Raw genomic sequence first — 23,197 nt, 5'->3', positions numbered from 1 at the left:
GGAGGTCGGATCCATTTTGAGTATTTTTAAAGAGAAGAAGACATGGGCCTGAAAGAGCAGGTCATTGCGCGCGCTCTGGAAGAGGGGTTTGCCTCCGCGCGCGTGTGTCGACCGGATGCGGTTCCGCAAGTGGCGCAGCGTTTGGCGGATTTCGTGGCGGCGGGTCACCACGGACAGATGGGTTGGATGGCAGAGCGGATGCCGTGGCGGAGCAACCCGGCGGCTTTGTGGCCCGAGGCGCGGTCTGTGCTGATGCTGGCGGAGAGTTATACGCCAGAGCACGATCCCTTGGCCGTTCTGGAGCGGCCCGAACTGGGCGCGGTGTCGGTTTATGCGCAAGGCCGGGATTACCACGACATCGTCAAGAAGCGTTTGAAGCGGTTGGGCCGCTGGTTGATTGATGCCGCAGGCGGTGAGATCAAGGTGTTCGTCGACACGGCCCCTGTGCCGGAAAAGCCGCTGGGGCAGGCCGCCGGGTTGGGCTGGCAGGGCAAACACACAAATCTGGTCAGTCGGGATTGGGGCAATTGGGCGTTTCTGGGGTCTGTGTTCACCACGCTGGAGCTTGCGCCGGATGCGGCGGAAGTCGATCATTGCGGATCGTGTCGGGCCTGTCTGGACGTGTGCCCAACAGATGCGTTTCCGGCCCCGTATCAGTTGGATGCGCGGCGGTGCATTTCCTACCTGACGATTGAGCACAAAGGGCCGGTGGACCAAGAACTGCGCCCGTTGCTGGGCAATCGGATTTATGGCTGCGACGATTGTCTGGCGGTGTGCCCGTGGAACAAGTTTGCGGTCGCAGCCAGCGACATGCGGTATCTCGGTGCTGTCGGCGCGCCGCCTTTGGCCGAGTTGGCGACACTCGATGATGCGGCGTTCCGCGCGCGGTTCTCCGGCTCACCCATCAAGCGGATCGGGCGGGACCGGTTCGTGCGCAATGTCCTTTACGCCATCGGCAACTCCGGCATGTCGCATTTGGTCGAGGCAGCGCAGGCCTTGCTGGATGATAAGGACCCGGCGGTGGCAGACGCCGCGCGGTGGGCAGTATCGAGGCTGACATGAGCATCTTGTTGGGTGTGGACACGGGCGGAACCTATACGGACGCAGTTCTGATGCGTGGCGAAGAGGCCGTGATCGCGCGGGCCAAGGCGCTGACCACACGGGGAGATCTGGCCATCGGCGTGGGCGCGGCTGTGCGGGCGGTGCTGGCGTCGTCAGGTGTGGCGGCGGAGGAGATTGGCCTTGCATCCCTGTCCACGACATTGGCGACGAACGCGTTGGTCGAAGGGCAAGGCGGGCGTGGGGCGTTGATCTATGTAGGTTTTGACACGGTACCTGCGGATACGCCCGGTCTGGCCGAGGCGCTGGGTGATGATCCGGTCTGTGTGTTGGCCGGGGGGCACCGGCATGACGGGAGCGCCGCCGCGGTGTTGGACGAGGCGGCGCTGCTGTCGTTTTTGGAGGCGCAGCGGGGGGCAGTGAGTGGCTTTGCCGTGGCGGCACAATTTGCGACGCGGAACCCGGCCCATGAGCAGCGGGTGGCACAGTTGGTGCGCGAAATCACAGGCGCGCCGATCTCGGCCTCACATCAGTTGTCGTCCAAGCTGGGGGGGCCAAAGCGTGCGGTGACGGCCCTGCTGAACGCACGTCTGATCGGGATGATCGATACGCTGATCGGGCGGGCGCAGGATGTTCTGGCAACGCTGGGCATTTCCGCGCCTCTGATGGTGGTGCGAGGGGACGGGGCGCTGATGTCTGCGGCACAGGCGCGCGCGCGGCCAATCGAGACGATCCTGAGCGGGCCTGCGGCCTCTATCGTGGGGGCGCGTTGGCTGACCGGGGCGACGCACGCGCTGGTCAGTGATATCGGCGGAACGACAACAGATGTGGCCATGCTGCGTGATGGGCGGCCTGCGATTGACCCGATGGGCGCGCAAGTGGGTCAGCACCGCACCATGGTCGAGGCGGTGGCGATGCGCACGACAGGTCTGGGTGGTGACAGCGAGGTGCATTTCGTGGCCGAGGGGCTGACAGGGGGTGTCACACTGGGACCGCGCCGCGTGGTGCCGGTGTCGCTGCTGGCGCACGAGGCCCCGGATGTGGTGTTGCCCGCACTGGAGGCGCAGGCGCGCAGCACGCTGCCGGGAGAGATGGATGGCCGGTTCGTGCGCGCGGTGCCCGGTGCGCGACGAGAAGGGTTGGGGCCGCGCGAGGCCGCGTTGCTGGATCGGATTGGGGATGCGGTGCACCCGTTGGGCGATGTGTTGCGCGCTCGTGTGGAAATTGGCGCGCTGCGCCGGTTGGTGTCACGCGGTGTCGTGCAACTGTCCGCGCTGACGCCGTCGGATGCGGCCCATGTGTTGGGAGCGCTGGATACATGGGACGCGCGCGCGGCGGAATTGGCCTGTCACCTGTTCGGGCGTCGTCGGACGGGGGCCGGTGACCTGTTGTCCCCTGACCCGGAGCGCATGGCGCAGATGGTTGTGGATCAACTGACGCGGCAAACGGCAGTGGTTCTGTTGCAGGCTGGGCTGGCGGAGGACGGGTTGCCGTCTGATCTGGCAGAACATGTGTTGATGCAGCGGGGTCTGGCGCGGCCGGGTGGTGCGGTGCGGGTCGAGACAGGGCTGGCCGTGCCGGTGGTCGGCCTCGGCGCATCGGCGCGGACCTACTATCCAGCAGTGGGCGCGGTGTTGCGCACGTCGATGGAGCTGCCGGAGGACGGCGGCGTAGCGAACGCGATCGGCGCTGTGGTCGGTCGGGTCACGGTGCGCAAAAGCGGGACGATCACGTCGCCCGGCGAAGGGCAGTTCCGCGTGCATCTGCCGGGTGGTCTGGAAGATTTTTCGGATCAGGACGCCGCATTGGAGCGGTTGCAGTTGGTGCTGGAGGACGAGGCCAATACGGACGCGCGCTCCGCCGGGGCCGAAGATGTCGAAATGCGGGTGCACCGTGACATCCGAACAGCACAAGCAGAGGCGCGGGAGGTGTTTGTCGAGGCGGTGCTGACGATCGAGGTGTCGGGCCGCCCGCGAGTCGCGGGCTGACCCAAGGGGTACGGTTATTCCGCCGCGCGTTTGGGCAGTACCCAGTTTGGGCGTGGGAAGTGGCAGGTGTAGCCGTTTGGAATGCGTTCGAGGTAATCCTGATGCTCAGGCTCGGCTTCCCAAAAATCACCCACGGGTTCGACCTCGGTCACGACTTTGCCCGGCCAGATGCCCGATGCTTCGACATCCGCGATGGTGTCCAGTGCCACCTGCTTTTGCCTGTCGTCCACGTAGTAAATGGCTGACCGGTAGCTCAGCCCGCGATCATTGCCCTGCCGGTTCAGTGTGGTGGGGTCGTGGATTTGAAAGAAAAACTCCAACAGGTCCCGATAGGTGATCTGCGTGGGATCATAGATGATCTCGATCCCTTCCGCGTGCGTGCCGTGATTGCGGTAGGTCGCATTGGGTACGTCGCCCCCCGTGTAGCCGACGCGGGTGTTGATCACGCCGGGGCGTTTGCGGATCAGGTCCTGCATTCCCCAAAAGCATCCGCCTGCAAGCACTGCGCGTTCATGGCTCATGCCACATCCTCCACTTGATCCAAGTATTTGCCGTAGCCTTCGGCTTCCATGTCGTCGCGGTGGACGAAGCGGAGCGAGGCCGAGTTGATGCAATAGCGTAGCCCCCCGCGGTCGCGTGGGCCGTCCGGGAATACGTGGCCCAGATGGCTGTCGCCGTGTTTAGACCGCACTTCGGTGCGGATCATGCCGTGGGTGGTGTCGTGATGTTCGGTCACGTTGTCGATGGGTTTGGTAAAGGACGGCCAGCCGCACCCCGATTCATATTTGTCGGACGAGGCGAACAACGGCTCGCCAGATACGATATCGACGTAAATGCCCGGCTCTTTGTTGGCGAGCAGTTTGCCTGTGCCGGGACGTTCCGTGCCGCTTTGCTGGGTGACGCGGAATTCTTCGGGCGACAGGGTCGCAATCACGTCCGGGTTTTTGAAATATGTCGTCATGTTGCCCCCTCGCAGTTCTTCGGCTGTAGAGCATCATATAGGTGCGCAGGTGCTGGCGGGAAGGTCGGCCACTGAAATACGTACAAACGCAAAAAGGCCGGGCGCTGCCTGCGCCCAGCCTTTGTACCGCGTCGCGGTGTGTCGATTACTCGACGACGACGTTTGTTGTTGTGACGGAACCGTCGTCCGCAACCGCAACGACCACAGTGGCAACGATGATGCCAGCGATCACTTGCGTGGAGATGATGGAACCTGCAACCAGCTCACCCTGAGCCGATGCGGATGTAACGCCCAGGCCGGCGACGGACAGGGCGAGTGCGGAAGCTGCAAAAAACTTTTTCATATCTGCGTTCTCTCGAGATTTGAGCGTAGAAGTGCTCTTTGACGTTGGGAAACAACTAGCACCGTGTGGCTTTATTCGCAAGAACGGTGCAGATTCGGTTACTTCTTTTTCAGGACACGTGTGGCCATATAGCCAATATTTTCACCAATCCACTGGTTTGTCTGCCAAACATGTCCATCACGTGTGTCGACATAGTACTGATTTTCGATGCGCACACCGTTGTCTCCGACGCAGGTTTCGCTCAGCAATTCGACTGGAAATGTGCGCTCGACGATCTCGAGGGTCTGGCGCCCCATGCTTTGACCGGTGCAGGTAAAGTCGTGGCGCACCACCCCTTCGGCAGAGGTTTGAATATCGAGGCGCAGGGGCCAGTTGTCCGCTGCGCGACCGTTGACAAAGGCGATGGAGCCGCGTCGGTCCGTAGACGTGACATCGTCGCCCAGTCCGCGCGAGGCGATGATAACACCAGACCGCAGGGTCAGTTGCGTCCCGTCGCCCGTACGCCAGATATCAAGCTGTCCAAGCGTGGCATCCTGACGGGTTATCAATGGAACCAGATAGGCCAGCCCGTCCCGCTTTGGCACGGTGACCTCAAGCGATGGAACCGTCAGCCCATCAAGCAGCGCGCGCGTTACATTGGGCAGTTCGGGAGGGTCCTGAAACAGGCCGTTCTGAAGCGATCCGACAACAGTCAGATAGCGCCCGGTCTGCGAACTGACGACGTCCGTGCCACCGGCGCAGCCCGAGATGAGGCCCGCCAGCACAAAGGCTGCTGCAAAGCGTGCTTTTGCTGTCATCGTCCTTACTCCCATACCCGGCCCCAATCTTCGCGCAGGGCGCGCGCGTCCGCATCGCGCAGTTGCGGATAGAGCCGGTTCGGCACCGACAGGCGCGCCCCGCCGTCCCGTTGGATGGGCCGGATCGGGAAGGTGGCCGATTGCGTCGTCGGTTGCCCTGTCAGCCATTGCAACGGGATGGAGATGCGGATGCCCTTGTCAAAGGAGCCTTCGCCGAACTCTTCGGAGGTGGCATCGGTGAGCGTAAAAAAGCCGCCAACGCTCCACCCGTTCTTGAACGTGCGATCGACTGAGAAGGTCGCGCCGTAGTCCCCGGCGAGGTAGCGCCCGACATCTACCTGCCCGACATAGCCGCCGCCAAAGTCGTAATAGGCCGACACGTGCCCGGTAAAGATGTCGTAGTCCTGAAAGCCGAACTGCTGGTCAAAGTCGCGCTGGCGGGCGTAGTTCGCCTCAACCCCAAGAGCCAGTCGGCTGTCGGTGGGTTGCCAGAGCAATTCGCCTGACACACCGCCGAACATCTGTTCGAGATAACCGGCTGTCAGGCGGGCATAGGTGTTTTTGCCTGCTTTCCACTGACGGTTCACATAGAGGGTTTCGATTGTCGTATCGCCCTCTTGTGCAAAGAGCGGCGCACTGGTGCGCACAGCGGGCAGTTTCGACGGCGAGGTTGCCGTGTCTTCGACGTTGCCCACCAGACGGTGACGCAGTTCGCCCGCAATCAGCCAGCCCGGCGCGGGCCGGAATTCGCCTGTCAATGCGATGCCTGCATCCACGCGCACCGGCTCTTCCACATCAAAGAAGCTGGGGCGGACAAAGGGACCGATTGCCCAGCTGAACCGCGGGTACAGCCCCTCGGGGACATAGGTGTCAGGGGCGGTGTCGCTGGGTGCGCTGTCCAGTGCCGTCCGCGCCAAAAGCAGATCAGCGGCACCCGGCTGGAACTCCAGCTGCTCCAGATCACTGCGGCTGAGCGACACTCGTGTGACCGGGATACTGCCCTGCATCAGGATGATGTCGAACGTGTCCACCGTGGCGGGCATCGTTGCGGTCAGCAGGCGCGCGGTCCGGCCAATTGCGATGGCATTGTTGGTATAGCGTTGCGAGGACACACGCGCCTCGACCCGCGCGGTTGACAGCAGCGTCAGGCTTTCGAGGCGGATGCCGTCCTCGCGCAGGAGCGGTTCAATCACCGGGCCAAGCTGTTCGGTCACCTTGCCTTTGGCGGGGGCCCATCCGGTCGAATAGGCTTCGGGGGCCGCCGCGCGGTCCGGGCGTGTGATCACAGGGCGTGGCCCGGCGAGCGTAAAGGCGCGCGGTGGTGCCTTAGGATTGGTCACAAGCTGGGCGCTGACCCCAAGCTCTTCTCCATAGAGGTAGTAGCCGCCGACGCGCAGGAACCGGCTGACCTGATATTCGGCACCGATGTTAATGCGTGAACTGCGTTCGAAAACGTCGCGGGATGTTTCGGGCGCGTAGGCGTCGCTGGAGTATTCCAGTTTCACCCCGAATTTGTCATTCACCTGCCATTCGATGCCGCCAAAGGGTGCCGCCGGTCCACGGAACCATTGATCGGTCGAGGGCGATCCGCCGTTGTCGTTGGGATCAAAAGCGGGCCGGCTGCCGCTGAACGGTGCGCCGATGTCGCCCAATTGGCCCAGACGTCCCCAGCCAAGACCAGCGGTGACCTTGATCCGGCCAGGCAGGCTGAGCGGTTGGTCAAAATTCTTGGTCGCGACCACGTATTCCGCCGCATAGATGCCGGTGCCCGCGAGGTCCTGTAGCCCGACCGAGATCGCGGGACGAATGCGCCCTTCGCGCGCCAGCAGAAACCGGGCGTCAAAGCTGCGGTCGCGGTAGGTCTCAAACCCGTCGGAGTTCCAGTCCTGCAAGCTGATGTAACGGAACGAGCCGGAAATGCGGGGCGAGAATTGAAACGTGACATTGGTCCGGGTCTGACCCCCAAAGCTGGAGACGCTAAAGGCCAGTGTTCCGTCTGGCAGCGCCTCGCCGCTGGGCATATCGATCAGGCCGGGCACGCCGTAAAAGTTCAATGTGGGTGACGGTGGTGCGGCAGCATCTTCGGCGTAAGAAAGCGCAGGGGCGGTGATGAGCGCAGCCGCGGCGGCAACAGCTTTTGTCCATTTCCAGTGGCGCGCAATGTCCGTCACGTGTGTGTCCCCTTTGTCTTGGCTCACGTTAGACCACGGCCTGCAAAACCGCACAACGGCGCGCGTGCGTTTCTGGCGACGTCATGCCGGAGCGCGGCATTCAGGATACAGGGTTTGCACGGTCCGCGGGGTCGGCATCTGCGGAGGGGCGTCGATATCCATCCACCCAGCGTGTCACCACAGCCCGTGCAGCGTCGTCGTCGCTGGCGGCCAGTGCAGCGCGCAGGGCGCGCAGGACCGACGCGATTTCGATCTCGCTCAGCCCATCCTCGACGGTAAAGAAGATTTTGCGGTGTCCCGTGCCGATCAAGGAGCCGCTCAACGTCAACTCCTCGGTCATCTTTTCGCCGGGGCGCAGGCCGGTGAATTCGATCTCGATATCACCGTCCGGGTTTTGTGCGTCACGCACCGTGTAGCCCGCGCTTTCGATAACCTGCCGGGCCAGTTGCTCAATGCGTACGGGCTTGCCCATGTCCAGAACGAACACCTCGCCGCCCGTTGCCATTGCACCGGCCCGCAACACCAGGTGGACCGCCTCCTGCACTGTCATAAAAAAGCGCGACACGTCGGGATGCGTCACGGTCAGCGGACCGCCGCGGCGCAGCTGATCCTGAAACAGCGGCACCACCGACCCGGACGATCCCAGAACATTGCCAAAGCGCACAATGGAAAACACCAGCTTGTTGGGTTTTGCGATGCGCATTGCGATGTCCTGCACGACCAGTTCAGCCAGCCGTTTGGACGCCCCCATGATGTTGGTGGGCCGCACGGCCTTGTCCGAAGAGATCAGCACAAACCGTTCGATACCCGCTGCGGCGGCTTCGCTCACCAGCGTGTGGGTGCCCAGCACATTGTTGGCAAGACCGGCCAATGGGTTTTCCTCGACCAAGGGTACGTGTTTGTAGGCGGCGGCGTGCAGCACAACCTGAACCTTGTGTTCCTGCAAGGCGCGGCGCACCTGCCGCGGATCGGTGACCGAGCCCAGCAAGGGGACAATGGCGATCCCGCTGCCCTCGGCCATTTGCTTGATTTCCTGATGCACCTGATAAAGAGCCAGTTCGCTCAGCTCGTAGAGCACGATCTTGGAGGGGCCGCATTCCAGCACCTGACGGCACAGTTCGGACCCGATTGACCCGCCTGCGCCCGACACCAGAACGTTGCGCCCGAAATAGGCCGCCGCATCCGATCCCGGCGCGGTGCTGACTTCGTCACGGTTGAGAAAGCGGCTGACATGGACGGGCGTCAGCTTGTTCAACAGTTCTTCTTCGCCGATCAGCTGTGAAAAGGATGGCAGGGTCTGCACCTCAAGGCCCATCTTTTCCAGACGACGGGCAATCTGCACCTGCTTGGGTTGGGACTGTGACGGCATGGCGAGCAGTACCCGGTGGATCTGCTTTTCTGCGACGATCTCGGCGATGCGCACGGGGCTGTGCACCGGCAGTCGAAGGACAAACTGACCCTGAAGGGCCTGATTGTCGTCGACAAAGGCGACGGGTTCGATGAACTCGTGATTGCGGAGCGCAGAAACCAGTTGCATCCCCGTGGTGCCCGCGCCGTAGATCAAAACGCGACAGCGGTCCGCACCGCTGCGATACACCGCGAGGACGATTTGCAGCAGGATTGCACGGCTGAGCGCCGAAAAGACAAAGTAAGTGATGCCGAACACAATCTGCGTACTTAGCGGGACGGTCGGTTTGATCAGCGATGTCAGAACCACTGATACAAGCGTCAACAGCCCGGCAAAAATGGCCGTTTGCCCGACTGAACTGGCCTCATAATCGTTCAGCGTTGTGGTGCTGATACCCAGCCAAAGCGAAAGGCCCGCAGCAGCGGCCATGACAAAGGGCAGTTCCGGCAGATAGGCCTGCAACAGTGCCATGGATCCGCCCAGCGGCGCTTGCAAGCTGAAGGCAAACAAGAGCGACATTGGCACCAGCAAACAATCGAGTGCAACAAACACATTTCGTTTTTGGCGCCGCGACATCGATTTCAGCAGTTCTAACATACAGTCCCCCCGCCGGTCCCGTACGGCGCAGTGCAGTTACCGTTACACAGCATTTGGTTCAATTTATAGGTGATTGTTTCGCGCACCCCTCAGTCGGCGAAAAATCGTGTGGCAAATGCGCAATTATGCGTCACTTCCCGCAGTGGTGGAAATCGGCTTAGTTGTTGTTTTTGCGGCGAAACAGATTGCCAATGGTCTGGAACACCAGATCGAAATCGTAACAGGTGTTCTGATGCCGCTGGTAGATCAGGTCCAGCCGTGCCTTGCGGGGCACGCAAATGCGGCAATAGACGTCATCGGTCTGTTCTGGTGTCTCGCACCGGGCCAGCAGCCGGTCCTCGTGTTTGTGAAAGCGGATCGTGGCAAGGCCGGTCACACCCGGTCGTGACCGCAGCACTTCGGCGTATAGATCGGGGAACCGTTTCACATATTCGCGCAGCGGCGGGCGCGGCCCGACAAAGCTGAGATCGCCCTTGAGGATATTCCAGAGCTGCGGAAACTCGTCCAGCCGCTTGGCCCGCAGTCTTGCCCCCATGGGCGTGATTCGCGCCTGCTTATGCGCGCCTGACACCCCCTGATCATCATCGACTACAGTCATGGTGCGGAATTTGACAAGGCCAAACGGTGTGTCTGGCCCCTTCATCCGTTCGGCCACGTAAAAGATCGGCCGCCCCTGTTCGCGCCAGATGCGCCAGATCAGCCAAAGGATGATCGGGCCGAGAATCACAACCAGCAGGCTGGCAAAGAACAGGTCGAAAATCCGTTTGCGCCAAGTCATGTGCGGTGTGTCAGTTCTTTCCATTCGCGCACCATCGTCTTGGCGGTGCTGTCATCGGGTTGCCAGTCAAACAATGTCGAAAGCAGGCTGGTGTCGAGGGTAACTTTGGCGATAATGTCCCCGTCAGGTGTGCGCGGTGTCCATGCAAGCCCTGCGGCGTCCAGCAAATCGCCCATCGCCAGCGTGCCGGGGGCCGCGATGTTCAACAGGGGTGGTATATCCCTTGTCAGGCTAAGCATATACAGCACACGGACCAAGCTGCGCGGGCCGATATAGCTGCGGCGCGGTGTGGTTCCATCCGCCAAAACGTCGAGGGCAAAGCCCGGTTGCCACCCGCCAAGAATGGCGTCAGCCCCGGCGACGTTGCCCAGCCGCAGCACGCTGCAAGGGTGGCTGTGGTCGGCGGCCATCTGCTCCATCCGGAGCTTGGACTGGCCGTATTCCGCCACCGGTGCGGGTGCTGTGGCTTCGGACAGGTGGCCCGTCTGGCGCCCGTATACCGCCGCCGATGACATCAGGAAAACGCGACCGCATCCGGTTGCTGCGGCGGCGCCCAATGTCAGTTGCGCCAGTGTTGTGTTCAGTGACATTGGCCTGCCTGACCCGTTCGTGCACCCGGCCAGACACAGCACCGCGCGTGCGCCCCGCAGGGCGGACATCAGCGCCGCGTGATCGAGAATATCAAGGTCGGCGCGTCCGTATTGCACAACATCATCCGGCCACGCACCAGCCATCAGCCGCCCCAGTTTGCCTCCGGCCCCCAGAACGACCAAGGGCGCGGTCATGGCAGTGGGATATGCTTGTCCGCGCGCACCAGCGCGTTGATCTGGCGCAGATGCTCGGGCAGGCACACAGTGTGGAAGTCATACGTATCAACCACGTGCTGCCGTGCGGCAGGCCCCAGATGGGCAAAGTCACGCGGCCGTTCAAGCACATCCGCAACCTGCGCCGCGATGGCCTCCGGATCAAAGAAATCGACCAGAAGGCCGGTCTCACCATGTGTCATCGCCTCACGCACGGGTGCCACATCGCTGGCGACGATCGTTGCGCCCATCGACATTGATTCCAACAGCGACCAGCTTAGCACAAATGGCATCGTCAGATAGATGTGGCAGGAACTGATCTGGATGATCTTCTGATAGCTCTCATAGGGCACCTGACCCAAAAAATGCAGCCTATCCCAGTCGAGCAGGTGGCCCACCTCTTTTTCCATCTCGCCGCGCAATCCGCCGGGATGTTTGGACTTGCCGCCATAGGACGCGTCGTTGCCGCCGATCACGATCACCCGCGCGTTGGGACGGGCGCGCTGGATATGGGGCAGGGCGCGCATGAACATGTGGTAGCCGCGCGTCGTCTCGAGGTTGCGGGCCATGTAGGTCACGATCTCGTCCTTGCGGGTCAGGGGCCGCCCGATGCGGCCAAGGTTCACCTTGGCCTTTGCGTTTGGCACCAGCTTGTCTGTGCGGATGCCATCGTGACAAACGTAAATTTTGTCGTGGAAACTTTCGGGAAAGCGGTTGCGCTGCCACATCGTCGGGCTGTGGCCTAGAGTGACCTGTTCGATGTTGAACAGCGGGACGACATTGTGCCCCTGCATCAGATAGGGCGCATGTTCGCTGGGCGGACTGGCGGGATCGAAACCCACGGGACCGCCATACACCGAGTAGTAGTATTCGAAAAATCCGATGCTGGGCGTATCCGGCAGCACCTCGCGGAGAAAGCTCATCTCACCCCAGCCGACATGCCCGATGACGATGTCCGGCGTAAATCCTTCGGCGACAATCTCTTGCAGGGCCTTGGCGGCGCCAAAGCCATTGCCTGTGGCGGTTTCCCAAGTCTTTGACAGGCCATAGGCGTCTTCGGCGGCCTTGTGGTGGGTCTTGTATTTAACCGTGCGCACGCCTGCGAATTCCGGGGCATTGGTGCGCTGGGTCAGAAACACGATCTCGTGCTGGCCACTCGCGGCCAGCCATTGCACCAGTTCGCGGTACTGGCCGGGCATGTTCTGGTGGACGAATAGCAGTTTCATCAGGCTGTCAGCGCCATGTCGAGCAGGGCGCGCACGCGCCGTGCGTAGGGTTCGTTTTCCAGCCGCGCGATTTCCTTGCCGCGTTTCATCACCAGCAGGGTGGACCGTCGCTTGACCTTGAGGCGTTGGGTCAGTTGCGACTGTCCAAACGTGTCCCAGTCGATGTCCACAAAGCTCAGGCGTTGATAGTCGGGATTTTCGGCCAGCGCGTCGGCGATCAGTTCGGCCTTGATCTGACAGGTCAGCGACCATGAGGCGCGGTAGTTAAAGATCACGGCGCGGTCGTCTTCGCGCAGGTCGCGCCACAGGGCGGGTGTGAACACTTGCGCCGGGTAAGAGGCGTGCGCACCCAGTGGCAAGGCAGCCGCAGCGGCGGATATCAAAAGGGTGCGGCGGTGCATATGCGTGCTCCGGAATGGGTCAAATTCGGCGCAGGATATGAGCCGCAGAGGCAGGCGCAAGAGGGGCGTGTCAGGTTTTGGCCTGCCGTGACACTTGTACCGCAAGAATGCCCGCCGCGATGATGGCAACGCCCACGATATCCTGCGGCCCCAGCCGTTCGCCCAAAAGTGCCGCGGCCACGGCCACCCCGAAGAACGGGTTGAGAAAGTGGAACGTGGCGGCCTTGGTCGCGCCGATCCGCTGGACCAGTGTGAACCAGATAAAGGTCGCCAGCAGGCCGGGCACAAATATGGTGTAGACGAAGGCTGCGACAAACGCGGGCGTCACGGTGACGGTGATCGTTTCGGTCAGCGCCGAGGCAATGCCAAGGACAATTGCGCCGACGAACATTTGCAACCCCACGACCATCATCAGATTGCCGCCCGACGACATGGTGCGCATCATCAGTGTGGCCACGGTCAGTGCAACAGCGGCAATCACGCACAGCGCGATGCCAAACGTGTCCACGCCCGTACCCAGCCGCGCGCCCATAATCAGCATCACGCCGCCAATTCCGAGGATCAGCCCGGCCACCCCAAGCGCCGGCAGCCTGTCGCGAAACACAACCCAGCCCGCAGCGGCCACCATCAGTGGCATAGTTGAGGCGATGATAGAGGCCAACGACGCCTCGACCGTTTGCATGGCGTAGAAATTCAGACCCAGATAGATCGCGTTCTGACACAGGCCAAAGACCAGCGTGGCGCGACACTGGTCCCGCGTCAGCCGCCAGCTTTGCCCCAGTGCCCACGCAATCGCGACGCCGATACAGCCCGCAATGGCAAAGCGCACCGCAGAGGCCGCAAAAGGCGGCGCATGGGTCACAATGATCCGCGCAGAGGTAAAGGCCGACGACCAGATAAACGCAAAGGTCAGCCCCATCGCGATCGCGCGAATATCCATGTCAGCCCCTTGCCCACCGGTTCGGCGCGACCGTCCTGCAATTCCGGGCCGGGTGCAAGGGCGGCGATCACGGTTGTGTTTGATGCATGTGATCGGCTTGGCCGTCACAGTGACGGCAATTGTGACCGGGAGGATTCCATGACATTGACGCGCCGCCAGTTTGCCGGGCTTGCCATGGCCGGGGCCGCAGTGCCGGGGATGGCCAGGGCCGATGACCGCGACATGCTGGAGGTGCATCGCGCGCCGCTGTTCGCGCCCACGTCCGAGTATTTCGAGGCGCTCGCCTTTATCCGCGACCGGCGCAATCCTGACATGGCGGCGGGGCTGATCCAATCGCTGCGCTTTGCCCGTGACCGTCAGTTCGCCATCGCCGAGACGTTGCAGGCGATCACCGGGGAGGAACATGGGGTCGACTGGTTCCAGTGGATGCTGTGGCAGGAACACACCCCCGAGGTTGTGCCGCACCCGGCGTTTATCCCCTTCAAGCGCGAGGTGCTGCTGCGGGTGGACGACAATTTCGACGACTTTCTGCGGCTCGAACACCTCGCCCGTGACCGGATGAAGATCCGGTTCGAAGAGATCGCATGGGGCGGTGTGGTCAAGGACGGTATCCCATCGCTCGACAACCCGGATCTTCTGACGGTGGCGCAGGCGGACTACTTGCGCGATGACGATCTGGTTTTTGGCGTGTCAATCAACGGTGATGCGCGGGCCTATCCGCTGCGGATCATGGGCTGGCACGAGATGTTCAATGATGTGATTGGTGGCGTGCCGCTGGCGCTGGCCTATTGCACGCTCTGTGGCTCGGGTATCCTGTTCGAGACGGATGTGGGGCGGGGCGATCCACTGGTCTTTGGGTCATCCGGGTTCCTGTACCGGTCGAACAAGCTGATGTTTGACCGGGGCACGCACAGCCTATGGAACCAGTACACCGGCCGGCCAGTTGTTGGCCCGCTGGTGGACAGTGGCATCGCGTTAAAACAGCGCCCGGTGGTGATCACCACATGGGACAGCTGGAAAGGGTCAAATCCGGGCACCAAGGTCCTGTCGCTGGAGACGGGGCATCGCCGCAACTATGGGTCGGGCGTGGTCTACAACGATTATTTCGCCTCGCCTGATCTGATGTTTCCGGTGCTGGTGGATCAGCGGGCGCATCAGCAAAAGGATTACATCTTTGCCGTCCGACAGTTTGGCGCGGCGCGGGCATGGCCGCTGGGTGCGTTCGAGACGCGCGGGCTGATCAATGACGGGATTGCCGACACGCCGCTGGTGCTGCTGGGCGATGCGGACAAGCGCGCCGTGCGCGCCTACGAGCGGGGCAACCGGACATTCACGGCGCAGGCGGGGAAATTGAAGGATCAGGCCGGCACGCTCTGGACTGTAACTGAAGAGGCTTTGATTGGCCCGGACGGCGCGCGGTTGCCGCGTGTGGCGGGACACATCAGCTATTGGTTTGCGTGGGACAATTACATGGGTGATGCGGCGACCGTGTTCGAGGGCTGAAACAGAAACGGGCCGCTCCATCGAGCGGCCCGTTCTGTAAACGTTCGTGAGTGGGCTTAGCCGTTCACGCTGTCTTTCAGCGCTTTTGCGATGGTCATCTTGACGACCTTGTCGGCTTCTTTCTTGAACTGCTCGCCGGTGGCGGGGTTGCGCACCATACGCTCGGGGCGCTCGCGGCAGTAGATCTTGCCTACGCCGGGCAGGGTTACGGCACCGCCGCCCGACACTTCGTCGGTGATCAGGCCGCAGATTGCGTCGAGTGCGGCGCTTGCGGATTTCTTGTCACTGTCCATTTTCTCGGCCAAAGCGGCGACGAGCTGGGTCTTGGTCATTGGTTTTGCCATTTTACTGGTCTCCTTCGTCTGCCCGATGTCTTGGGCCTCTGTCCCCGTTTTTAACGGAATGTTGTGTGACAACACAACGAATAGTGGACCCGCGCAAGCGAAAATCGCTTGTTTTTAGCGTTTTTCAGCCGGTTTTCCGGGTGTCAGAGGAACGCGGTCTCGTCAAACGACCGCAATTTCCGACTGTGGATACGTTCAAGCGGCATATCGCGCAGCTGTTCCATGGCCCGGATTCCGATCATCAGGTGCCGTGCGACCTGCGTTTTGTAAAAGTCAGAGGCCATGCCGGGCAGCTTTAGCTCCCCGTGCAGTGGCTTGTCCGAGACGCACAGAAGCGTGCCATAGGGCACCCGGAAGCGGTAGCCATTGGCGGCGATTGTGGCGCTTTCCATGTCCAGCGCGACGGCGCGGCTTTGGCTGAGGCGCTGCACGGGGCCGTGCTGGTCGCGCAGTTCCCAGTTGCGGTCGTCATAGCTGGCCACCGTGCCCGTGCGCATGATGCGTTTCAGCTCGTAACCTTCGAGCTCGGTTACCTGTGCCACGGCCTCTTCCAGTGCGATCTGGATTTCGGCGAGCGCCGGGATTGGCACCCATGGCGGCAGGTCCTGATCCAGGACGTTGTCCTCGCGAAGATAGCCATGTGCCAGAACAAAGTCGCCGAGGGCCTGAGAATTGCGCAGGCCCGCGCAATGTCCCACCATCAGCCACGCATGGGGGCGCAGCACGGCGATGTGGTCGGTTGCCGTCTTGGCGTTTGACGGACCGACGCCGATATTGACCAGCGTGATGCCGGACCCATCGGCGCGCTTGAGGTGGTAGGTCGGCATTTGCGGCATCTTCGCCACCTGTTCCAGCGGTTCATCGCCCGCCGTGATCGTGGCGTTGCCGGTGGACACAAAGGCGGTATAGCCGCTGTTCGGGTCGTCCAGTTGCGTGCGGGCATAGGCCTCGAATTCGGACACGTAGAACTGGTAGTTCGTGAACAGCACATGGTTCTGGAAATGATCCGGGTCTGTCGCCGTGTAATGCGCGAGCCGCGCCAGCGAATAATCGATGCGTTGTGCAGTGAACGGGGCCAGCGGCCCGACGCCATCGCCCGGCTCGTAAACGCCATTGACGATATCGTCATTCGTGGTCGACAGGTCCGGCACGTCAAACACGTCCCGCAGCGGAAAGCTGGCGGCACCCTGTTGCGGCACCGTAATACCAGCATCGTTGGCAACAGCAAAATGCACCGGCATGGGCGTGTTGGAATAGCCGATTTCAACGGGCTGGCCGTGGTTCGTGATAAGCAGGCCGATCTGCTGGGTCAGATACGCCGCAAACAGGTCGGGCCGGGTAACGGTGGTCGCGTAGGTGCCGGGGGCCGACACGTGCCCAAAGCTCAGCCGGGTGTCCACCTGCGCATAGCTTTTGGTGGTAAATCGGATTTCCGGATAGTAGGCGCGCACGCGGCCTTCGGGCGCGCCGTCCCGCATCGCCGCGCTGAATTGTTCGCACAGATAGTCCGATGCCTGTGCGTAAAGCTTTTTCAGCTGCGCAACAGCGGCGGCGGGATCATTGAATTCCTGATGCGTCGGATGCTCGAACTTTTTCATTGTTATGTCTCTAATACGGGGATGAATTCGAATGTGCGCACGTCCACCAGACCAAGGTCCGAGATGCGCAATTCCGGGATAACGACCAGTGCCAGCAACGAGTGCTGCATATAGGCGTTGTTGAGGGTGCAGCCGCAGGCCTCCATGGCGGCGCCCAGTTGCTGTGCTTTGGCCGCGACTTCGGCGGCGGGGCTGTCGGACATGAGGCCCGCGATGGGCAATTCCACCAGCGCCTGTTCCACGCCGTCCTTAAACAGTGTGACGCCACCGCCCACCTCGGCCAGCCGGTTTGCAGCCAGCGCCATCTGGTCCCGGTCTGTGCCCACGACGATCATATGATGGCTGTCATGCGCGACGGTGGACGCCATGGCCATGCGGCCTGTGTAGCCGAAACCGGCAACGAAGGCGTTGGTCACACCCCCGGTGGCGCGGTGCCGTTCGACCAGCGCGATCTGGCAGGTGTCGCCGTGGCTTTCGACCTTGCCGTCATTGACCGGCATATCACGCTTCAGCGCCTTGGTCGGGGCCTGATTTTCCACAACGCCGATGACGTTGGCGGTGACGGAGTTTGCACCTTCGGGGGCGGTGATCTCGAAATCGGCTGCTGTTTTTTCGGTGCCCATGCGCACGGTTTGGCGGGCATGAGAGGGCCAATCGAGATGCGGGCAGGTGGCGGTCAGCGCGCCGTCTTTTGCCACCGTCTTGCCGCGTGCGATCACTTGCTCGATCGGCAGGGTGCGCAGGTCCGATGTCAGGATCACATCCGCCCGCCGTCCGGGCGTCAGCGAACCCACCTCACGCTCCAGCCCGAAATGGGTCGCCGTGTTGATCGTCGCCATTTGCAGCGCCACCAACGGGTCACAGCCGCAATCGATGGCGTGCCGCACAACGCGGTTCATGTGCCCGTCATTCACCAGCGTGCCGGAATGGCAGTCATCCGTGCACAGGATCATATTCCGCGGATCAAGGCCCTTTTCGGTGATCGCGGTGATCTGCGTTTCCACGTCATACCACGCGGACCCCAGCCGGATCATCGACCGCATCCCCTGCCGCATCCGCGCAATGGCATCCGCCTCGCAGGTGCCCTCGTGATCGTCTGCGGGACCGCCTGCCACATAGGCTGCGAAATCAGACCCGAGGTCGGGGGACGCATAGTGCCCGCCGACCGTCTTGCCCGCCCGCTGGGTGGCTGCGACCTCGGCCAGCATTTGCGGATCGGCGCCGGCCATGCCGGGGAAGTTCATCATCTCGCCCAGACCGATGATTCCGGGCCACGCCATGGCCTCGGCCACGTCTTCGGCGCTGATCTCGAAGCCGGTTGTTTCCATGCCCGGTGCCGAGGGCGCGCAGGATGGCATCTGGGTCCAGATGTTCACCGGCTGCATCAGCGCCTCGTCATGCATCAGGCGGACCCCTTCGAGGCCCAGCACATTGGCAATCTCGTGGGGGTCGGTGAACATGGTTGTGGTGCCGTGCGGGATCACGGCGGCGGCAAATTCCGCAGGGGTGAGCATCCCGCTTTCGATATGCATGTGCCCGTCGCACAGGCCGGGGATCATGTAGCGGCCGCCCGCTTCGATGATATCGGTTTCTGGTCCGGTCTGCGCGCTGGCATCCGGAACCACACAGGCGATCCGGCCATGTTTGATGGCGATGTCATGGCCCGGTAACGCTTCGCGCGTGTGCACGTTGACCCATGTGCCGCCACGGATCACCGTGTCGGCAGGCGCGCGACCAGCGGCAACATTTACAAGGTCAGGGGCAACGTCGGGCCAGGACGGGAAAAGGTCATGTTCCATGTCCCGTTGGATCAAGAAATGCCGAAAGGTGCAAGGGGCGGCGGAGCATGTCGTGAAACTGTCACCGATTCCGCCAAGCTTGACGGATGCAAATGCATCAGCAAACCTGACCTTATGGATTATGACACGGTAGATGCGGACAGCTTTGGCCGGAGCCTGCGAGGCATAGGTTTGAACCTGTTGGTGCGGGATGTGGCGACCGAGGTTGCTTTCCTTGAGGCGGTGTTCGAGATGACGGCCTTTCAGCCGACAGCGGATTTCGCGATCATGACCTATGGCGATCAGGTGTTTCAGGTTCACAGTGACGGGACCTACGCCGCGCACCCCCTGCTGGGCTTGCTGCCAGAAAACCCGCCGCGCGGCGCGGGGATCGAGATTCACCTGTACGACACCGACCCGGACGATGCGGTGGCGCGGGCCGAGGCGCTGGGGGCGACAATCCTCGCCGAACCCTTGGACAAACCCCACGGCCTGCGCGAAGCGTATATCCTTGATGAAAATGGTTATGCTTGGGTGCCGTCGCGGGCCAAGGGCTGATGTAGGCGGCTCCGCCCAAGGGCAAGGATCATCTGTGACATAATGTCGAAGAGAGTGGTGCGATCCCGCGGCGGGCCCTAGGCAACGTTGTCGGGGAGTGTTTGATGATACTGAAGGCTGAATTCGCAGCCGTGATGGTCATCCTGCTTGTTTTCGCCAATGACACGTTTCTACCCCTTTCGGTCGCAACTGGGATAGGGCCAAATGTTGTCTGAGTTGCGATGACTTTCGCATTGGCGACCCTTGGCGCGGGACTGAATCTTTGGCTGTCCCAGCGTCTGGTGGCCGAAGCGAAAGAACTGCAAACGCAAATCCTGTACGCTGACAAAGACCGCGACAAAGCTGCGCGTGAAGCGAAGCTACAGGCTTTACAGAGCAAAGACTGAACAGCGCATCGGCTGTCGCAAACGGAACACCTAACGGGCTTGATCCATTGCAGCCCAAAAAGGCAAGCTCCCAAGAAATAGGGAGTTCAGCCATGACCGTCACCGAGATTCGCCCCAACATCGACCATTGGCAGGAACGTGTGGACCTTGCCGCTGCATTTCGCTGGACCGTGCGGCTGAACATGCACGAGGCAGTGGCGAACCATTTTAGCCTCGCCATCAATGATGATGGCACGCAGTTCCTGATGAACCCCAACCAGATGCATTTTTCCCGGATCAAGGCGTCCGACCTGCTTGTGGTCGACGCCAATGACCCGGACAGCATGGAAGGCCCTGATGCGCCTGACCCAACCGCGTGGGGTCTGCATGGCGGGATGCACCGGCATTGCCCGCACGCGCGCTGTGCGATGCATGTGCATTCGCCCTATGCCACAGCGCTGGCCGCGCTTGCGGACAGCACCTTGCCGCCGGTAGATCAGAACGGTGCGATGTTCTTTGATCGGGTCGTGGTCGATGAGGCCTATGGCGGGCTGGCCTTTGAGGAAGAGGGCGAGCGTTGCGCCAAGCTGTTCGATGATCCGCGAAAAAAAGTAATGGTGATGGGCAACCACGGCATCATGGTGATCGGTGCAACTGTCGCCGAAACCTTCAACCGGATGTTCTACTTTGAACGGGCCTGTCAGACTTACCTTTTGGCGTTGCAGACAGGCAAACCGCTGCGCGTGATCCCGGACGAGATTGCGGCAAAGACCGCGCAGGAAATCGAAGATTACCCCGAACAGGACGAACGCCACCTGTCCGAACTCAAGGCCATTCTGGACGAGGAAGGGTCGAACTATGCAACCTGATAGCGACATTAGGGAAGCAGGCCGCTGGAACCATCGGCCCCCGACGCCGCTGGCGCAAAACCCTCTGTTTCAGTGGCCGCCCCGACCCGCCGCAATCTTCAAATGGTATGCGGCCTTTTGGCTTGAGGCATCGACAACGACGCTGTGTTTTATGCTGGCGGTTGCGGCCTATTTCGTGATCCTGCCGCCGCTGGAGGCGATGGTGACGCTCGACTGGGGTTGGGTCATGCGTGTCTGGCTGGCCAATCTTGTACCGCAATGCCTGATTGCCGGTACCCTGCATTATTGGCTGATCACCCGCAAAGGACAGGGTGACGCGACCAAATTCGACCCGCGTGATCAGGCCCGCGACAACGGCACCTTTACCTTCCGCAGTCAGTTATACGACAACATGTTCTGGCACATCGCGAGCGGCATTACACTTTGGACGGTCGCGCAGGTTCTGGTGTTCTGGGCGATGGCGAACGGCTATGCGCCCACGTTCTTCTTTCCTGAAAACCCTGTGTGGTTCGTGATGTGGTTCGTGTTGATCCCGATCTGGTCGAGCTTTCATTTCTACTGGGTCCACCGGGCGCTGCACTGGCCCCCGCTCTACAAGCTGGCCCACGCGCTGCACCATCGCAACGTCAATATCGGGCCGTGGTCGGGGATCTCGATGCACCCGGTCGAACACCTGCTGTTTTACACCAACTTTGCGATACACCTTGTGGTGCCCAGCCATCCACTGCACGTGATGTTCCACGGGTATGTGCAATCCACCCACCCGGTATTCTCGCATTCAGGGTTCGAGGAACTGGTGGTGAACGACACTCCGCAGATGCGGATCGGGGTCTATTTTCACCAGCTGCATCACCGGTATTTCGAGTGCAATTACGGCACGGTGGAGATGCCGTGGGACCGCTGGTTCGGCAGCTATCACGATGGAACGGGCCGCGCGACTGACGAGGCGCGGGCGCGCAAGACGCAGATGTACACCTGACGTCAAATCCGCTGCGTCAGCGGCTGCAAAGAAGAGATTTTCGCGGCTCACACACGCACCAGACGGTGCGACGCCGCAAAGCGCTGTCGGTGGATAGATGTGCGATCGGACCGGGCTTTGGTCGAACCCATTGAACCGTGGCAATTCTCTGATCAGCGGTTAGTCTTACGAACCATGAGCCTTGAGGTGACACTGCTGATACTGCTTGCAGCCGCTTTGCACGCGGGCTGGAATGCGCTGATCAAGATTAGCGGTGACCGTATCGCCGTCATGGCCGTTGTCACCTTGGCCGGCGCTATTCTGTCACTTTTTGCGCTGCCCTTTGTGGAGAGCCCAGCACCGGCAAGCTGGCCGCTATTGGCGCTGAGCATCATCATTCACACCGGATATCACTTCTTTCTGCCTGTCGCCTATGACCACGGCGATTTGGGGCAGGTGTATCCCATCGCTCGCGGCGCCGCGCCGATCCTCGTGACAGTGGGCGCGTTTGTTTTTGCGGGTGAACATGTCAGCGGCGTCGCGCTTGTTGGTATTGGGTGCCTTGCCGTTGGGGTCATGGCACTCACATTTGATGGCGGCAAAGCCAGTTCTATCAAACCCAAAGCGGTCTTTTTCGCGCTTGCGACCGGGGTGTGCATCGCTGCCTATACGGTTGTCGACGGATTGGGCGCGCGGCAAGCGGGGTCCATACTCGGGTTTGCGGTCTGGCTTACCATTGGAGATGGCATTCTGACGTTTCTGATCGCGCTCATGTGGAAACGTCGCGAAATCATTGCGGTTATCAGACGCAGCGCACTAATCGGGTTTGCCGGTGGGGCGATGCAGATCGGGGCCTACTGGATCATCGTATATGCATTGGCCGTCGCCCCCATGGCAATGGTGTCCGGATTGCGAGAAACCAGCGTGCTGTTCGCAGCGCTCATTTCGACATTCATACTGAAAGAAGGGTTTGGCGTCTGGCGCTTTGTCTCTGCCATATTGGTGACCTTTGGGCTGATCATCAGCCGCGCGAAAAACTAAGCAGTGCGGATGGCGATTGCATTGATGTCACAGCAGACTTTTGCGCTGATCTTCAACCCGCCGGTGCGCTGTGACCCGTGTTATCCACCCACGCGGAACGCGACCAAAAGCGCGCGGTCCAAAGCATGGGCGCCGGTGGCGGCAGGACCGTAGATGGGGACTTCTGTCAGGCTTAGTTCGGCGATTTGCGAGGACAGCGCCTCCATCCTCGCCTCGAAGCCCGCCGCAGCGTAATGCTGTGCGTTGACCGAGATCACGACCCACGCGCGGGGTCGCAGCGCAGGCAGGATCGGATCGATCCCGTCGGGTCCCACATGGCCGTGGGTGAACGTGCCGGAACTGACGGCCCCCTGATAGGGGCGGGCGGGCACGGGCAGCCCGTCCATCAGGTTGGCGGCAAAGAGGTTGCGGTAGACATCTTTGGTGGCCGCCACTTCGAGCATCTCGGGTGAGATATCTGTGCCGTCAATCGGCGTGTTCCCGCGTGCGGCAAGTGCTTCTCCGCACAGGCCCGTGCCCGCGCCGACATCCAGAACGGGGCCAAACCCGCCGATCAGCGTGAAGTGCCGTGCGACCTGTTCGTGCAGAATGTAATCGCTGTTTTGCGCAAAATCAGCATCGTAGCTGTCCGCCCAGTCCCGATAAAGCGCAACGGAATCGGCAGGCGTATTCAGCGCGTAGGCGCGGCTCAGAGACGGATCGTCGGACATA

The 23,197-nt window shown here is 61.5% G+C and carries 23 protein-coding genes; 8 read left to right on the top strand and 15 right to left on the bottom strand.

Features of this window, described 5'->3' with window-relative positions:
* The first annotated feature begins 42 nt into the window (after positions 1–42).
* Entirely contained in the window at positions 43–1,062 is a 1,020-nt protein-coding gene (gene queG / locus Q1A85_RS01505) for a tRNA epoxyqueuosine(34) reductase QueG (RefSeq protein WP_299684327.1), read from the top strand.
* Positions 1,059–3,047, top strand: a complete 1,989-nt coding sequence (locus Q1A85_RS01500; protein ID WP_299684325.1) for a hydantoinase/oxoprolinase family protein — start codon at positions 1,059–1,061, stop codon at positions 3,045–3,047. Before queG ends, Q1A85_RS01500 begins: the two co-directional genes overlap by 4 nt.
* Positions 3,048–3,061: 14 nt before the next feature.
* Here the strand turns inward: Q1A85_RS01500 and msrA are convergent, their stop codons facing one another.
* From msrA to Q1A85_RS01445, 11 genes are all read right to left on the bottom strand, one after another.
* Positions 3,062–3,568, bottom strand: a complete 507-nt coding sequence (gene msrA / locus Q1A85_RS01495; protein WP_299684323.1) for a peptide-methionine (S)-S-oxide reductase MsrA — start codon at positions 3,566–3,568, stop codon at positions 3,062–3,064.
* Positions 3,565–4,008 carry a peptide-methionine (R)-S-oxide reductase MsrB gene (gene msrB / locus Q1A85_RS01490; protein ID WP_299684321.1) on the bottom strand — a complete coding sequence of 148 codons (444 nt, stop codon included), beginning with the start codon at positions 4,006–4,008 and terminating at the stop codon, positions 3,565–3,567. Before msrB ends, msrA begins: the two co-directional genes overlap by 4 nt.
* A 145-nt stretch (positions 4,009–4,153) precedes the next feature.
* The gene (locus tag Q1A85_RS01485) at positions 4,154–4,351 is read right to left on the bottom strand and encodes a hypothetical protein (protein ID WP_299684319.1); all 198 of its coding nucleotides are present in this window, start codon (positions 4,349–4,351) and stop codon (positions 4,154–4,156) included.
* A 98-nt stretch (positions 4,352–4,449) separates the two neighbouring features.
* Complete coding sequence (locus Q1A85_RS01480; protein WP_299684317.1) at positions 4,450–5,148, bottom strand: YjbF family lipoprotein; 699 nt, start codon at positions 5,146–5,148, stop codon at positions 4,450–4,452.
* Between the two features lie 5 nt (positions 5,149–5,153).
* Complete coding sequence (locus tag Q1A85_RS01475) at positions 5,154–7,319, bottom strand: YjbH domain-containing protein (RefSeq protein ID WP_299684315.1); 2,166 nt, start codon at positions 7,317–7,319, stop codon at positions 5,154–5,156.
* A gap of 100 nt (positions 7,320–7,419) precedes the next feature.
* Positions 7,420–9,324 carry a nucleoside-diphosphate sugar epimerase/dehydratase gene (locus tag Q1A85_RS01470; RefSeq protein ID WP_299684313.1) on the bottom strand — a complete coding sequence of 635 codons (1,905 nt, stop codon included), beginning with the start codon at positions 9,322–9,324 and terminating at the stop codon, positions 7,420–7,422.
* 157 nt (positions 9,325–9,481) lie between these two features.
* A complete protein-coding gene (locus tag Q1A85_RS01465; RefSeq protein ID WP_299684311.1) occupies positions 9,482–10,102 on the bottom strand; it encodes a sugar transferase in 621 nt (206 codons plus the stop codon).
* On the bottom strand, positions 10,099–10,887 hold the full coding sequence (locus tag Q1A85_RS01460) for an NAD-dependent epimerase/dehydratase family protein (RefSeq protein WP_299684309.1): 789 nt from the start codon (positions 10,885–10,887) through the stop codon (positions 10,099–10,101). The genes Q1A85_RS01465 and Q1A85_RS01460 overlap by 4 nt, the downstream gene beginning before the upstream one ends.
* Positions 10,884–12,131: a glycosyltransferase family 4 protein gene (locus Q1A85_RS01455; RefSeq protein WP_299684307.1), complete on the bottom strand. Its 1,248-nt coding sequence runs from the start codon at positions 12,129–12,131 to the stop codon at positions 10,884–10,886. The genes Q1A85_RS01460 and Q1A85_RS01455 overlap by 4 nt, the downstream gene beginning before the upstream one ends.
* A complete protein-coding gene (locus tag Q1A85_RS01450; protein WP_299684305.1) occupies positions 12,131–12,532 on the bottom strand; it encodes a thioredoxin family protein in 402 nt (133 codons plus the stop codon). The genes Q1A85_RS01455 and Q1A85_RS01450 overlap by 1 nt, the downstream gene beginning before the upstream one ends.
* A 70-nt stretch (positions 12,533–12,602) precedes the next feature.
* Positions 12,603–13,472: a DMT family transporter gene (locus Q1A85_RS01445; protein WP_299684303.1), complete on the bottom strand. Its 870-nt coding sequence runs from the start codon at positions 13,470–13,472 to the stop codon at positions 12,603–12,605.
* Between the two features lie 138 nt (positions 13,473–13,610).
* On the opposite strand from Q1A85_RS01445, the gene Q1A85_RS01440 reads away from it, so the two are divergent.
* Complete coding sequence (locus Q1A85_RS01440) at positions 13,611–14,975, top strand: DUF3179 domain-containing protein (protein ID WP_299684301.1); 1,365 nt, start codon at positions 13,611–13,613, stop codon at positions 14,973–14,975.
* A gap of 56 nt (positions 14,976–15,031) precedes the next feature.
* Here Q1A85_RS01440 and Q1A85_RS01435 read toward each other — a convergent pair whose 3' ends face one another.
* The 3 genes from Q1A85_RS01435 to ade form a co-directional block, all read right to left on the bottom strand.
* The gene (locus Q1A85_RS01435; protein ID WP_299684299.1) at positions 15,032–15,319 is read right to left on the bottom strand and encodes an HU family DNA-binding protein; all 288 of its coding nucleotides are present in this window, start codon (positions 15,317–15,319) and stop codon (positions 15,032–15,034) included.
* 143 nt (positions 15,320–15,462) lie between these two features.
* Positions 15,463–16,917: an AMP nucleosidase gene (locus tag Q1A85_RS01430; RefSeq protein WP_299684297.1), complete on the bottom strand. Its 1,455-nt coding sequence runs from the start codon at positions 16,915–16,917 to the stop codon at positions 15,463–15,465.
* A 2-nt stretch (positions 16,918–16,919) separates the two neighbouring features.
* On the bottom strand, positions 16,920–18,716 hold the full coding sequence (gene ade, locus Q1A85_RS01425; protein WP_299684295.1) for an adenine deaminase: 1,797 nt from the start codon (positions 18,714–18,716) through the stop codon (positions 16,920–16,922).
* Positions 18,717–18,830: 114 nt separating this feature from the next.
* Between ade and Q1A85_RS01420 the strand changes: the two genes are divergently transcribed.
* The 5 genes from Q1A85_RS01420 (at position 18,831) to Q1A85_RS01400 (ending at position 22,486) form a co-directional block, all read left to right on the top strand.
* Positions 18,831–19,253 carry a VOC family protein gene (locus tag Q1A85_RS01420; protein ID WP_299684293.1) on the top strand — a complete coding sequence of 141 codons (423 nt, stop codon included), beginning with the start codon at positions 18,831–18,833 and terminating at the stop codon, positions 19,251–19,253.
* Between the two features lie 221 nt (positions 19,254–19,474).
* A complete protein-coding gene (locus Q1A85_RS01415) occupies positions 19,475–19,639 on the top strand; it encodes a hypothetical protein (RefSeq protein ID WP_299684291.1) in 165 nt (54 codons plus the stop codon).
* Positions 19,640–19,731: 92 nt separating this feature from the next.
* On the top strand, positions 19,732–20,487 hold the full coding sequence (locus tag Q1A85_RS01410) for a class II aldolase and adducin N-terminal domain-containing protein (protein ID WP_299684289.1): 756 nt from the start codon (positions 19,732–19,734) through the stop codon (positions 20,485–20,487).
* On the top strand, positions 20,477–21,466 hold the full coding sequence (locus tag Q1A85_RS01405) for a sterol desaturase family protein (protein WP_299684287.1): 990 nt from the start codon (positions 20,477–20,479) through the stop codon (positions 21,464–21,466). Before Q1A85_RS01410 ends, Q1A85_RS01405 begins: the two co-directional genes overlap by 11 nt.
* A gap of 186 nt (positions 21,467–21,652) precedes the next feature.
* Entirely contained in the window at positions 21,653–22,486 is an 834-nt protein-coding gene (locus Q1A85_RS01400; RefSeq protein ID WP_299684285.1) for an EamA family transporter, read from the top strand.
* An 80-nt stretch (positions 22,487–22,566) separates the two neighbouring features.
* On the opposite strand, the gene Q1A85_RS01395 is transcribed toward Q1A85_RS01400, so the two are convergent.
* Positions 22,567–23,196, bottom strand: a complete 630-nt coding sequence (locus tag Q1A85_RS01395) for a methyltransferase domain-containing protein (protein ID WP_299684283.1) — start codon at positions 23,194–23,196, stop codon at positions 22,567–22,569.
* Position 23,197 lies beyond the last annotated feature (1 nt).

Origin of the sequence: uncultured Tateyamaria sp., assembly GCF_947503385.1 — a bacterium.
In the GTDB taxonomy this organism is placed as follows: domain Bacteria; phylum Pseudomonadota; class Alphaproteobacteria; order Rhodobacterales; family Rhodobacteraceae; genus Tateyamaria.
This window is presented reverse-complemented; position numbering and strand designations above follow the sequence as displayed.

Bases quoted from the DNA above. Each gene is read 5' to 3' on its own strand.
- Q1A85_RS01450 (WP_299684305.1), bottom strand. From the start codon at position 12,532: ATGCACCGCCGCACCCTTTTGATATCCGCCGCTGCGGCTGCCTTGCCA.
- Q1A85_RS01455 (WP_299684307.1), bottom strand. From the start codon at position 12,131: ATGAAACTGCTATTCGTCCACCAGAACATGCCCGGCCAGTACCGCGAA.
- msrB (WP_299684321.1), bottom strand. From the start codon at position 4,008: ATGACGACATATTTCAAAAACCCGGACGTGATTGCGACCCTGTCGCCC.
- Q1A85_RS01485 (WP_299684319.1), bottom strand. From the start codon at position 4,351: ATGAAAAAGTTTTTTGCAGCTTCCGCACTCGCCCTGTCCGTCGCCGGC.
- Q1A85_RS01435 (WP_299684299.1), bottom strand. From the start codon at position 15,319: ATGGCAAAACCAATGACCAAGACCCAGCTCGTCGCCGCTTTGGCCGAG.
- Q1A85_RS01410 (WP_299684289.1), top strand. From the start codon at position 19,732: ATGACCGTCACCGAGATTCGCCCCAACATCGACCATTGGCAGGAACGT.
- Q1A85_RS01500 (WP_299684325.1), top strand. From the start codon at position 1,059: ATGAGCATCTTGTTGGGTGTGGACACGGGCGGAACCTATACGGACGCA.
- Q1A85_RS01470 (WP_299684313.1), bottom strand. From the start codon at position 9,324: ATGTTAGAACTGCTGAAATCGATGTCGCGGCGCCAAAAACGAAATGTG.
- Q1A85_RS01430 (WP_299684297.1), bottom strand. From the start codon at position 16,917: ATGAAAAAGTTCGAGCATCCGACGCATCAGGAATTCAATGATCCCGCC.
- Q1A85_RS01395 (WP_299684283.1), bottom strand. From the start codon at position 23,196: ATGTCCGACGATCCGTCTCTGAGCCGCGCCTACGCGCTGAATACGCCT.
- Q1A85_RS01460 (WP_299684309.1), bottom strand. From the start codon at position 10,887: ATGACCGCGCCCTTGGTCGTTCTGGGGGCCGGAGGCAAACTGGGGCGG.
- Q1A85_RS01480 (WP_299684317.1), bottom strand. From the start codon at position 5,148: ATGACAGCAAAAGCACGCTTTGCAGCAGCCTTTGTGCTGGCGGGCCTC.
- Q1A85_RS01420 (WP_299684293.1), top strand. From the start codon at position 18,831: ATGGATTATGACACGGTAGATGCGGACAGCTTTGGCCGGAGCCTGCGA.
- Q1A85_RS01415 (WP_299684291.1), top strand. From the start codon at position 19,475: ATGACTTTCGCATTGGCGACCCTTGGCGCGGGACTGAATCTTTGGCTG.
- msrA (WP_299684323.1), bottom strand. From the start codon at position 3,568: ATGAGCCATGAACGCGCAGTGCTTGCAGGCGGATGCTTTTGGGGAATG.
- Q1A85_RS01440 (WP_299684301.1), top strand. From the start codon at position 13,611: ATGACATTGACGCGCCGCCAGTTTGCCGGGCTTGCCATGGCCGGGGCC.
- ade (WP_299684295.1), bottom strand. From the start codon at position 18,716: ATGGAACATGACCTTTTCCCGTCCTGGCCCGACGTTGCCCCTGACCTT.
- Q1A85_RS01465 (WP_299684311.1), bottom strand. From the start codon at position 10,102: ATGACTTGGCGCAAACGGATTTTCGACCTGTTCTTTGCCAGCCTGCTG.
- Q1A85_RS01445 (WP_299684303.1), bottom strand. From the start codon at position 13,472: ATGGATATTCGCGCGATCGCGATGGGGCTGACCTTTGCGTTTATCTGG.
- Q1A85_RS01405 (WP_299684287.1), top strand. From the start codon at position 20,477: ATGCAACCTGATAGCGACATTAGGGAAGCAGGCCGCTGGAACCATCGG.
- queG (WP_299684327.1), top strand. From the start codon at position 43: ATGGGCCTGAAAGAGCAGGTCATTGCGCGCGCTCTGGAAGAGGGGTTT.